Raw genomic sequence first — 11314 nt, forward strand, 5'->3', positions numbered from 1 at the left:
GGTTTTTTTTGCTGCTCAGGAGCCTGCCGATGGATGCTCAAGCCCGTAAAGCCCACGCCTTCAAAGCCTTGCATGAACGTCCGGGGATTTTCGTCATTCCCAATCCGTGGGATGCCGGTTCGGCGAAAATGCTCGCCAGCCTCGGCTATCAAGCCCTGGCGACCACCAGCGCCGGCTATGCATTTTCCCAAGGCAAGGCCGATGGCGCGTTGAGTCTCGACGAGACCTTGGCCAATGTCCGCGCGATAGTCGCTGCGACCGATTTGCCGGTGGCGGTGGATCTGGAAAACGGGTTTGCCGATGACCCGGCCGAAGCCGCAAAAAGTTTACTGCGCGCAGCCGAGGCCGGCGCCGTCGGTGGCTCGATCGAAGACGCCACGGGCCGTGCAGACGCGCCAATTTATTGCTTCGAACACGCCGTGGCGCGCATCGAAGCCGCCGTCGCTGCAGTGCGCACGTTGCCATTTCACTTCCTCCTCACCGCGCGTGCGGAAAACTATCTGCACGGCAATCCCGACATCAACGACACCATTCGCCGCTTGCAGGCCTTCGCCGAGGCGGGTGCTGACGTGTTGTACGCGCCGGGTTTGCGCAGCGCCGAAGAAGTACTGGCGGTGGTGCGCGCGGTGGCGCCGAAACCGGTCAATGTGCTGATGTCCGGCGGCTTGAAACTGACTGTGCAGGAACTGCAAGACATGGGCGTGCGGCGCATCAGTACCGGTTCGGCATTGGCGTTGGCGGCGTTCGGCGAATTCTTCCGCGCCGCTGAAGAGATCCAGCAGTCCGGTACGTTTGGTTTTACCGCGCAGTCGATGCCGTACGCCAAGGCCAATCAGTTTTTCAAAGGCTGAACATGGGGCGGTGGATTGTGCTTACCGTGCTGCTGGTCATTGGCGGCGCGTTGATCAGTGTCTGGCGCGGTTGGCTGGACGTGCCGCCGCAATGGAATCCGTGGGCGCCGCTGGACGTGAAAGCCGCGCCCAACTGGTTGACCGGCTACAAGCTGATGCGCTTGCGCAGTGATCCTCAACTCTGCGCCCAAGCCTTGAGCAGTTCCGATCTGCGCGTCACACGGCAAGCCGACAGTCCCGACGCCAAGTGTCCGCTGATCGGCACCTTGCGCGTACAGAGCGGCGATGTAGCGCTTAGCAGCAGTTTCCTCGCCAGTTGTCCGCTGGCGGTGGCCTACGCGATGTTTGAACACCACACGCTGCAACCCGCCGCGCAATCCGTTTACGGGCAAAAGGTCGCACGGGTTGATCACCTCGGCAGCTTCGCCTGTCGCAATGTCTACAATCGCGAAAGCGGTGCGCTAAGCCGCCACGCCAGTGCTGATGCGCTGGACATCGCCGGATTTCGTCTGGCAGATGGCCGTACGGTCAGCGTGCTCAAGGACTGGCCGAAGCAAAATCAGGACGCGCAGTTTCTGCGTCAGCTGCGCGACGGCGCCTGCGAGGCGTTCAGTGTGGTGTTGAGTCCGGATTACAACGCCGCCCATCGCAATCACTTTCATGTCGATGTCGGGCGCTGGAGCGTGTGTCGCTGAGGATTATGCGGCGAGGCGCAGGTTTTGCAGAACGATCGGGCGTGCCCAGCCGTTATCGAAGTCCAGTGCTTTCTGTTGCTCGACGATTTCTTCCGGCGGGAACGGCGGGTAAGGCTTTTGCAGCAGATCCAGATCGAATTCGGCAATCGGCAAGTACAGCGGCTTTTTCTGCGGGGCCGGGCCAGGCTCTGGAACGGGCTGACCATTGTTGATCACCACCGGGCGAACCCAACTGCTGTCGAAATCCTGCTGGGTCTGCTGAGCTTGCAATTCTTCTGGCGGGAACGGTGGGAACGGCTTGTCCAGCAGTTCCATCTCGAATTCGGCGATCGGCAGGAACAGCGGCTCGGGCGGACGCACTTCGGTTTCCACCACATCGCACTCGCGCTGGCTGACGATGTGCGCGTGCAGCTCGCTGCCGATGGTCGGTTCTTCAGGGCTGCTCAGGTCAACCGGTGGAAATGTACCGCAGGCAGGCACCACTTCACTCGTCTGTTCGGCCAGCGCCTGGGCAAAAAAATCCTGCCACAGATGACTGACGCCGCTCAGTGCTTGAGTGTTGTGACGGCTAAAGTCGCCATGGGGCGAGATGTAGCCAATCGATGTGGGAAGAATGCCTGACATTTTTTTCGGTTGACGCTCAGCTCTGGCAAAATGCGCGTTGAATGATTTATCGGCGGTTTTTGCCGATCCTTGAATTTTTGAGCGTGTTTTCCATGATTGAGCAACCCGCGGCCTGCCGCATCCATGTCCAGGCCCTCGGCACAGCGTTTGAAGCGCAAGCCGAGCAGTGGGCCGACCGCCTCGGCCTGCCGCGTGAAGTGGCGGACAGCGAGTTTGCCTTGCAGGTCGGCGAGCAGGGTTTGCAACTGCAACAGCTCGGCCCGGACGCACCGGGGCCGGTGCGCGTCGACTTCGTCGAGGGCGGCGCGGCGCATCGGCGGTTATACGGTGGCGGCAGCGGGCAAATGATCGCCAAGGCGGTCGGCATCGCTCAGGGCGTGCGTCCGCGGGTGCTGGATGCCACGGCGGGGTTGGGTAAGGATGCGTTCGTGCTGGCCAGTCTCGGTTGCGAGATGAGCCTGATCGAGCGCCAGCCGCTGATTGGTGCACTGCTGGAAGACGGTCTGGCGCGGGCTGCGGAAGATTTCGACGTGGCGCCGATCGTGGCGCGGATGACCTTGCTCAAAGGCAACTCCATCGAGGTCATGCAGAACTGGCAAGGTGAGCCGCCGCAGGTGATCTACCTCGATCCGATGTTTCCCCATCGCGAGAAGACTGCGCTGGTGAAGAAGGAAATGCGTCTGTTCCGGCCGTTGGTGGGCGATGATCCGGACGCGCCGGCGCTGTTGCAGGCTGCTTTGGCATTAGCGACGCACCGGGTGGTAGTCAAGCGGCCGCGCAAGGCGCCGTGCATTGAGGGGCCGAAGCCGAGTCATGCGCTGGATGGCAAATCCAGCCGATACGATATCTACCCGAAAAAAGCGCTCAAACCCTGAGACCGAGTTGTCCCTATTCGCGAGCAAGCTCGCTCCCACATTTGAAATGCATTCCAATGTGGGAGCGAGCTTGCTCGCGAAGGTGTCCGCTCAGACACCTTAAAAGTCAGGGCTTGTACGCGCGCATAAACAAAGCCACCACTTCCTGCACATGGCTTTCCGCTGCCTCTTCAGTCAAAGGCTCGCCACAGCCATACAACAGTCGAAAATTCCCCGCACCTTTGATCAGGCAAAAGAAATGCTCGGCGGCATTGCGCGGCAGATCGATGCTCAGCGCGCCGGTTTCGTGGATGCGCGTCAACAGCCGCTCCATGCCCTGCACCATGCGCTGCGGGCCGGCCTCGAAGAAGATCAGCGACAGCTTCGGATCCTGACTGCCCAGCGCCATGATCAAGCGGTGCAAATTCACCGACTCATCACTGTTGATCAGGTGATGAAAGCCTCGCGCAATGTTCAGCAACACATTTTCCACGGCAATGCCTTCGGGCAATTCGAAGAACAATGGCGGTAATTGCTCCTCGCATTTGGCCACCACGGCGGCAGAGAACAGCGTCTCCTTGTCGTTGAAATGGCTGTAGACCGTCAACTTCGACACGCCTGCCTCGCTGGCGACCGCATCCATGCTGGTGTTGGCGTAGCCATGACTCAGAAACAGGATTTTCGCTGCATCAAGGATTGCCTGGCGCTTGGCCAGATCCTTGGGGCGGCCCGGACCGTTTGGAGCTGAAAGATTGTTCGACATTCTTGGCTTTTAATACTGGACTGGTGAGTTTGCTATTAATAACATACCCGCCAGTATAATTATTCCAAGCACCATTAGCGAAAGGTCCGTCACCATGTTCCGCCATGCGTTGTCCCTCGCGTTGCCAGTGAGTCTGGCGTTCCTTTTGTCAGCGTGTGGTCAGGAAGAGGCGGCGCAAGTCACCGTTCGACCGGCCATGGTGGTGCAGCCAGAGCCTTCGGCGCAGGCGATGGAAAGTTACCCGGGCGAGGTGCGCGCCCGCTACGAACCCGATCTGGCGTTCCGCATTGGTGGCAAAGTCAGCCGACGACTGGTTGATGAAGGCCAACGCGTAAAGGCTGATCAGCCGCTTGCCGAACTCGATCCGCAGGACGTGCGCCTGCAATTGGAAGCCACCCGCGCCCAGGTAGCTGCCGCCGAAGCCAACCTCAATCTGGTTCGCGCCGAGCGTGATCGCTACAAGACCCTGATGGAACGGCAGATGGTCAGCCGCTCGGCCTACGACAACGCCGAAAACCTTTACCGCTCCGGTGAAGCCCGCCTTAAACAAATCAAAGCTGAATTCAACGTCTCGACCAATCAGGCCAGTTACGCCGTGCTGCGTGCACCGCAGGATGGCGTAGTGGCCAAGCGTTCGGTCGAGGTCGGGCAGGTGGTTGCCGCCGGGCAAACCGTGTTCACCCTCGCCACCGATGGCGAGCGCGAAGTGCTGATCAGCCTGCCGGAGCAGAGCTTCGGCCGCTTCAAGGTCGGTCAGCCAGTCACTGTTGAGTTGTGGACGCAGCAGAACCAGCGCTTCGCCGGGCAGATCCGCGAACTGTCGCCCGCTGCCGATCCACGCTCACGCACTTTTGCCGCGCGCATTTCCTTCACCGGCGGCAAAGTCCCGGCCGAACTGGGCCAGAGCGCCCGGGTGTTCGTGCAATCGGCTGACAGCGTTTCCCTGTCGGTGCCGCTCTCGGCACTCACCGCCGAAAACGGCGCGACCTACGTCTGGGTCGTCAACGGCAACAACACTTTGAAGAAAACCCCGGTGCGCATCGGCCCGTTCGGCGAGAAAAGCGTGCCGGTGCTCGAAGGCTTGAACGCCAGCGACTGGGTGGTCGCCGCGGGTGTGCACGTGTTGCTTGAGGGTCAGCAGGTGCGTCCGGTGGATCGCGCCAACCGTGTGGTCAATCTGGCGGACAAGGAGTAAGCCCCGATGCGCTTCAACCTTTCCGAATGGGCGCTGCGTAATCGCCAGATCGTACTGTTCCTGATGCTTTTGCTGGCCATCGTTGGTGCGTTGTCCTACACCAAACTTGGCCAGAGCGAAGACCCGCCGTTCACTTTCAAAGCCATGGTGATTCAGACCCGTTGGCCGGGTGCGACCGCGCAGGAAGTCTCGCGTCAGGTCACCGAACGCATCGAAAAGAAACTGATGGAAACCGGCGAGTACGAACGCATTGTGTCTTTCTCGCGCCCCGGTGAATCCCAGGTGACATTCATTGCCCGCGACTCGATGCACTCCAAGGAAATTCCCGACCTCTGGTATCAGGTGCGCAAGAAGGTCAGTGATATTCGCCAGACCTTGCCGCCGGACATTCAGGGGCCGTTCTTCAACGATGAATTCGGCACCACGTTCGGCAATATCTATGCGCTGACCGGGGATGGTTTTGATTACGCAGTGCTCAAGGATTACGCCGATCGTATTCAGATCCAGCTGCAGCGGGTCAAGGATGTCGGCAAGGTCGACCTGCTCGGTTTGCAGGACGAGAAGATCTGGGTCGAGTTGTCCAACGTCAAGCTGGCGACCCTTGGTTTGCCGCTGGCGGCGGTGCAACAGGCGCTGCAAGAGCAGAACGCGGTCTCTACCGCCGGGTTCTTCGAAACCGGTAGCGAGCGCTTGCAGCTACGGGTCTCGGGGAATTTTCAGACGGTCGAGGAGATAAAAAACTTCCCGATCCGCGTCGGTGATCGTACGTTCCGCATCTCCGATGTCGCGGATGTGCGTCGCGGGTTCAACGATCCACCGGCGCCGCGCATGCGCTTCATGGGCGAAGACGCGATTGGTCTGGCCGTGGCGATGAAGGACGGCGGCGACATTCTGGTGCTCGGTAAAGCGCTGGAAGGCGAGTTTTCGCGCATCCAGAAAAACCTTCCGGCCGGCATGCAATTGCGCAAGGTTTCCGATCAACCGGCGGCGGTGAAAACCGGGGTCGGCGAGTTCGTTCAGGTACTGGTCGAAGCGCTAGCAATCGTGTTGCTGGTGAGCTTCTTCTCCCTCGGCGTGCGCACCGGCATGGTGGTGGCGCTGACCATTCCGCTGGTGCTGGCGATGACCTTCGCCTGCATGTATTACCTGGGCATCGGCCTGCACAAGATCTCCCTTGGTGCGTTGGTGTTGGCGTTGGGCTTGCTGGTGGACGACGCGATCATCGCCGTGGAAATGATGGCGATCAAAATGGAGCAGGGCTTTGATCGCATCCGCGCAGCGAGCTATGCCTGGACCAGCACCGCGTTCCCGATGCTCACCGGGACATTGATTACTGCCGCCGGGTTTCTGCCAATTGCCACGGCGCAGTCCGGAACGGGCGAATACACCCGCTCGATCTTTCAGGTGGTGACCATCGCGTTGCTCGCTTCATGGGTCGCGGCGGTGATGTTCGTGCCGTATCTGGGGGAAAAACTCCTGCCGGATCTGGCGAAAATTCACGCGGCCAAACATGGCACGGGTGACGGTCAGCCAGATCCGTATGCCACGCCGTTCTATCAGCGCGTTCGGCGTTTGGTGGAGTGGTGTGTGGCGCATCGCAAGACCGTGATCGTGCTGACCGTCGGGCTGTTTATCGCGTCGGTGATGTTGTTCCGTTTCGTCCCGCAGCAATTCTTCCCTGCTTCCAATCGACTGGAGTTGATGGTCGATCTGAAACTGGCTGAAGGCGCGTCGTTGGCCAATACCACGGGCGAGGTCAAACGGCTGGAGGCGATGCTCAAGGATCATGCCGGCATCGATAATTACGTCGCTTATGTCGGCACCGGATCACCGCGTTTCTATTTGCCGCTAGATCAGCAATTGCCGGCGGCGAGCTTCGCCCAGTTTGTGGTGTTGGCGAAAACCATCGAAGAACGCGAAGCGCTGCGCAGCTGGTTGATCGAAACGCTGAACGAGCAATTCCCGGCGCTGCGTTCGCGGGTGACGCGTCTGGAAAACGGTCCGCCGGTGGGCTATCCGGTGCAGTTCCGCGTCACCGGCGAACACATCGAAGAGGTCCGTGCGTTAGCGCGCAAAGTGGCGGCCAAGGTTCGCGAAAATCCGCATGTGGTCAATGTGCATCTGGATTGGGAAGAACCGAGCAAGGTTGTCTATCTGAACATTGATCAGGATCGTGCCCGGGCGTTGGGCGTGAGCACGGCCAATCTGGCGAAATTCCTCCAGAGTTCGTTGACCGGGTCGAGTGTCAGCCAGTATCGCGAAGACAACGAATTGATCGAGATTTTGCTGCGCGGCACCGTACATGAACGCACTGAATTGTCGTTGCTGCCGAGTCTGGCGGTGCCGACGGATAACGGCCGCAGTGTGGCGTTGTCGCAGATTGCCACGCTGGAATACGGTTTTGAGGAAGGGATTATCTGGCATCGCAATCGTCTGCCGAACGTGACCGTGCGCGCGGATATTTATGGCAAGGAGCAGCCGGCGACATTGGTGAAGCAGATCATGCCGACGCTGGATTCGATTCGTGCCGAGTTGCCGGATGGTTATCTGCTGGATGTCGGCGGCACGGTGGAGGATTCCGAGCGTGGGCAGAAGTCGGTGAATGCCGGGGTGCCGATGTTCATCGTCGTGGTGCTGACTTTGCTGATGGTGCAGTTGCGCAGTTTTTCGCGCACGGCGATGGTGTTTCTCACGGCGCCGTTGGGGTTGATCGGGGTGACGCTGTTTTTGATGGTGTTCCGTCAGCCGTTCGGGTTTGTGGCGATGCTGGGGACCATCGCGCTGTCCGGGATGATCATGCGTAATTCGGTGATTCTGGTGGATCAGATCGAGCAGGATATTGCTTCCGGGCTTAAGCCTTGGCAGGCGATTATCGAGGCTACGGTTCGACGCTTCAGACCGATTGTGTTGACGGCTTTGGCGGCGGTGCTGGCGATGATTCCGTTGTCGCGCAGTGTGTTTTTCGGGCCGATGGCGGTGGCGATCATGGGTGGGTTGATTGTTGCGACTGCGCTGACGCTTTTATTTTTGCCGGCGTTGTATGCGGCCTGGTTCCGGGTTCGTCGGGAGGTTTGATCTTTGGTTTGACGTGGCGGCCTTCGGGCCGACCATGTTGTTGGGGCTTTGGGGGTATATCCGTTTCTGCGGGTGCTGCGGCTGGCGGTTTCGCCCTTACGGCGAGTCCCTTTGGCAAACGCCCCAAAGGAACCAAAGGTCTTTGCCCTGACGTTCGGCCCGCTCGCTAAGGCTCGGGGTTCCTTCGCTCCGGGATCGATCCGGGGGCATCGCCTACGGTTTGCTTCGCTGCACCTCCTCTCGATGTGTTCGACTTCGTCGAACGGTCGCTGCGCTCCCACCCCCGGATCAATCCCTCCACTCAGCCTGCCGACGGGCTCTAAGATCAAAAGCTGCAGCCGAGCTAACGCTCATCCTGTTGAGTGGTGAGGAGCAGAAGCGGTTTGCTCTCGCTTTTCTGTGGGAGCGAGCTTGCTCGCGAAGGCGGCCTGACAGCCGACCTGTTTTCTGTAGGTGTACTCAGTTCAACTGTAGGAGTGAGCCTGCTCGCGATGAGGCCCTTGCAGCACTCAATCTCTATTTGCGTGCACGCAATCCAAATTGTGGGAGCTGGCTTGCCAGCGATGGTCCTGATAGCCGGCCAGCCTCTAGCTGATCATCCATAGCCAGCTCTACCAGCGCCACTTCCTACATCTTTTTCAGAAGCCTCTGATCTTGAGCCAGATTGCCTCGGATGCTGTACTCCGGGCTCTGCTTCCCCACGCATCTTGAGTTCACCTGATGAAAAAGCCGCCAGCATTGAAAGGCAGAAACGACCCGGTGTTTGACATGTTGGTGCGCCCGCCCCACCAGCATCGCCTGGCTGATTATCTTGCGCTGCTCAAGCCGCTCGATGATCAAGGTCGTTATCTGCCATTTGAAGCGTTGCGTTATCGCTGGGCAGCGGGGCTGGATGCCAAACTGTGCTGGGCGTTGGTCAAGAAGGCACGGGCGGCCCAGTACATCAACCTTCTGCCGCTGGGCGAGCCGGTGCAGTGGGGCAGGTATCTGTTGACACCTTTGGCACAGAAAACCATCTCCATTGTCGATCGACAGGCCAGTACGGCCGCGCTGGAGTACATGACCAGTCAGATCGGCGAGCGGGCGCATTTCAGTTACCTGCTGAATGATCTGATCGAAGACGAGGCCATCGCCAGTAGCCAGCTGGAGGGCGCGGCGACCACCACGCGCGTGGCCAAGGACATGCTCAAGCAGCAGCGCCAGCCCCGTACTCCGGATGAACGCATGGTGATGGGTAATTACCGGATGATGAATTTTGCCTGGGAGAGACGTTACGAACCCATGAGCGTGGATTTGATCGCAGCGATTCATCGGGTGGGTGTCGATGGCATCGATGACGAGCAGTATTCCCCCGGAGTGTTCAGGACCAATGACGAAGTGGTCGTTCAGGACGGGGCGGGCAATACCGTGCATCGGCCCCCCCCTGCAGCAGGATTGGTTTCGCGGCTGGAGAAGCTGTCGCACTGGATCAACCTGCCCGATGGCTCACCACTGGATAAGCACTATCTGCATCCACTGATCAAGGCGATCACGCTGCACTTTGCGTTGGGCTACGAACATCCCTTTCGCGACGGCAACGGGCGGGTCGCCAGAGCTTTGTTTTACTGGTTCATGTTCAAGAATGAGTTCGCGGCGTTTCGCTACATAGCAATCAGTTTGTTACTGCGTAACGCGCCGGTGAAGTACGGACGCTCATACCTGCATACAGAGGCGGATGAGCTGGATCTGACTTATTTCATCGAGTTCCAGTGTTCGGTCATTCAGCGAGCGGTGCTCGGGTTTACGGATGTTTATCGCAAGAGCGTGGCCTACACCGAAGAGTTCGAGCGCTGGCTGGTGAATTCTGGCTACTTCGAACAGATGACAGAAAAACAGCACGCGGTGTATCAGGCGGCAAAAAGCGGGGTGGCGAAGGAGTTCACAGCGAGCAATGTGGCGAAAAATTTCGGTTGCTCGTACCGCGAGGCGGCTTCGGTCCTGGAGCGGCTGGACCAATTACTGGTTTTTGAGAAAAAGAAGATGGGGCGGGAGTGCGTGTTCTTTTTACGTAGCCCTTTACGTGGAGGGAAGTACGGGAGCGAGTTGAATCGCGCCCGTGTTCTGACTGCTTAGAGAGTGCCGAACACCTTCTTCGCCAGACTGGTCGCCGCCGCGGCCGGGTTCTGGCGGATGGTTTCTTCCTGTTTGCCGATCATTTCGAACAAGCCATTCAACGCTTGCTCGGTGACGTAGTTTTCAACATTGGCACTCTTCGCATCGACAACGCCAAACGCAGCAGCCTGCCCGGCGAACGAGTTGTACTTCTGTGCCACGCCAACCTTGTCAGTTGCCTGTTTGACGATCGGCAGGAACCTGGCGCGGATCTGTTCGCGGCTGGATTTGTCGAGGTATTGCGTGGCCGAGTCCTTGCCGCCGCTGAGGATGCCTTTGGCGTCTTCCACGCTCATTTTCTTCACGGCATCGACGAGGATGGGTTGAGCCTGGGTCACGGCGGATTCGGCAGCCTTGTTCATCGCGGTTTCCAGTTCTTCAACCTGGGCGCCCATGCCGAAGGCTTTCATCTTGCTCGCGGCTTTGCCGAGTTTGCCCGGCAGTTCGATCTTCACGTCGGGGTTGTTGCTGAAACCGCCGGGGGTGCCCAGTTGCTTTACAGCGATTTGTGCGCCTTGGGTCAGGGCATCCTTGAGGCCGCCGGTGGCGTCTTTTTGCGACAGGTTACTGAGCGACAGGGCCATTGCGCTGGCGGAGATCATCAGGCCTGCACACAGACCGGCGAAGCGAAGGGTAGGGCGGAGCATGGCGGCTTCCTTGTAACAGAAAAAGAATTAACGAACGGCGTCGACGCGGATTTTCAGCGGCTGCGGGTCGTTGCCGTCGAGTTGCACGGCATGGTTTTCGGTGGTGATGAACATCAACTCACCGTTGACTTCAATCCGCGCGCTGACCGAGTAACGATGGCCGGGTTTGACCTGCGCCGGATCGTAGCTCAAGTGGAAGGGCAGCGGCACCTGGCCTTTGACCGGGCCTTTTTGCTCGTCCAGCACCACGGCTGGCGCATCGGCCAGCGAAACGTCTTGCAGGCTGACGCTGAGGGTCGCGCTCGGTGGCAGAGCGATGCGTTGCAGGTAGAACACTTCACCGTCGATGCCGACCTTGCCGGCGGGGGTGGTTGATTGGCAGGCGCTCAACAGTGTGGCGGTGGCGAGGGTTAGTAGTTTTTTCAAGGTATATCTCCTTCAATGTGGGAGCGGGCTTGC

The 11314-nt window shown here is 59.3% G+C and carries 10 protein-coding genes; 6 read left to right on the forward strand and 4 right to left on the reverse strand.

Going from position 1 to position 11314, the window contains the following annotated elements:
- Window positions 1-29: 29 nt before the first annotated feature.
- Together ACM6IV_RS17575 and ACM6IV_RS17580 are read left to right on the forward strand one after the other, a co-directional pair.
- Entirely contained in the window at window positions 30-851 is an 822-nt protein-coding gene (locus tag ACM6IV_RS17575) for an isocitrate lyase/PEP mutase family protein (protein WP_414870964.1), read from the forward strand.
- A 2-nt stretch (window positions 852-853) separates the two neighbouring features.
- Window positions 854-1546 (forward strand): extensin family protein, encoded by a 693-nt coding sequence (locus ACM6IV_RS17580; protein ID WP_414870965.1) that lies wholly within the window; start codon window positions 854-856, stop codon window positions 1544-1546.
- Window positions 1547-1549: 3 nt separating this feature from the next.
- On the opposite strand, the gene ACM6IV_RS17585 is transcribed toward ACM6IV_RS17580, so the two are convergent.
- Complete coding sequence (locus ACM6IV_RS17585; RefSeq protein WP_414870966.1) at window positions 1550-2170, reverse strand: energy transducer TonB; 621 nt, start codon at window positions 2168-2170, stop codon at window positions 1550-1552.
- 92 nt (window positions 2171-2262) lie between these two features.
- Here ACM6IV_RS17585 and ACM6IV_RS17590 point away from each other — a divergent pair, with 92 nt between their 5' ends.
- The gene (locus ACM6IV_RS17590) at window positions 2263-3045 is read left to right on the forward strand and encodes a class I SAM-dependent methyltransferase (RefSeq protein ID WP_414870967.1); all 783 of its coding nucleotides are present in this window, start codon (window positions 2263-2265) and stop codon (window positions 3043-3045) included.
- A 106-nt stretch (window positions 3046-3151) separates the two neighbouring features.
- Here the strand turns inward: ACM6IV_RS17590 and ACM6IV_RS17595 are convergent, their stop codons facing one another.
- Window positions 3152-3787 (reverse strand): TetR/AcrR family transcriptional regulator, encoded by a 636-nt coding sequence (locus tag ACM6IV_RS17595; protein ID WP_102900553.1) that lies wholly within the window; start codon window positions 3785-3787, stop codon window positions 3152-3154.
- Between the two features lie 94 nt (window positions 3788-3881).
- On the opposite strand from ACM6IV_RS17595, the gene ACM6IV_RS17600 reads away from it, so the two are divergent.
- The 3 genes from ACM6IV_RS17600 (at window position 3882) to ACM6IV_RS17610 (ending at window position 10169) form a co-directional block, all read left to right on the forward strand.
- Window positions 3882-4982 (forward strand): efflux RND transporter periplasmic adaptor subunit, encoded by a 1101-nt coding sequence (locus ACM6IV_RS17600; protein ID WP_414870968.1) that lies wholly within the window; start codon window positions 3882-3884, stop codon window positions 4980-4982.
- 6 nt (window positions 4983-4988) lie between these two features.
- A complete protein-coding gene (locus tag ACM6IV_RS17605) occupies window positions 4989-8057 on the forward strand; it encodes an efflux RND transporter permease subunit (protein ID WP_414870969.1) in 3069 nt (1022 codons plus the stop codon).
- Window positions 8058-8777: 720 nt separating this feature from the next.
- Window positions 8778-10169 (forward strand): Fic family protein, encoded by a 1392-nt coding sequence (locus ACM6IV_RS17610; RefSeq protein WP_414870970.1) that lies wholly within the window; start codon window positions 8778-8780, stop codon window positions 10167-10169.
- Here ACM6IV_RS17610 and ACM6IV_RS17615 read toward each other — a convergent pair.
- A complete protein-coding gene (locus tag ACM6IV_RS17615) occupies window positions 10166-10855 on the reverse strand; it encodes a DUF4197 domain-containing protein (protein ID WP_414870971.1) in 690 nt (229 codons plus the stop codon). The two genes, ACM6IV_RS17610 and ACM6IV_RS17615, sit on opposite strands and share 4 nt — an antisense overlap.
- A gap of 27 nt (window positions 10856-10882) precedes the next feature.
- Window positions 10883-11281, reverse strand: coding sequence for a YbaY family lipoprotein (locus ACM6IV_RS17620; protein WP_414870972.1), 399 nt, complete (start codon window positions 11279-11281; stop codon window positions 10883-10885).
- Between the last annotated feature and the right edge of the window lie 33 nt (window positions 11282-11314).

This window comes from Pseudomonas sp. IT-347P, from assembly GCF_949768005.1.
Taxonomy (GTDB): Bacteria; Pseudomonadota; Gammaproteobacteria; order Pseudomonadales; family Pseudomonadaceae; genus Aquipseudomonas.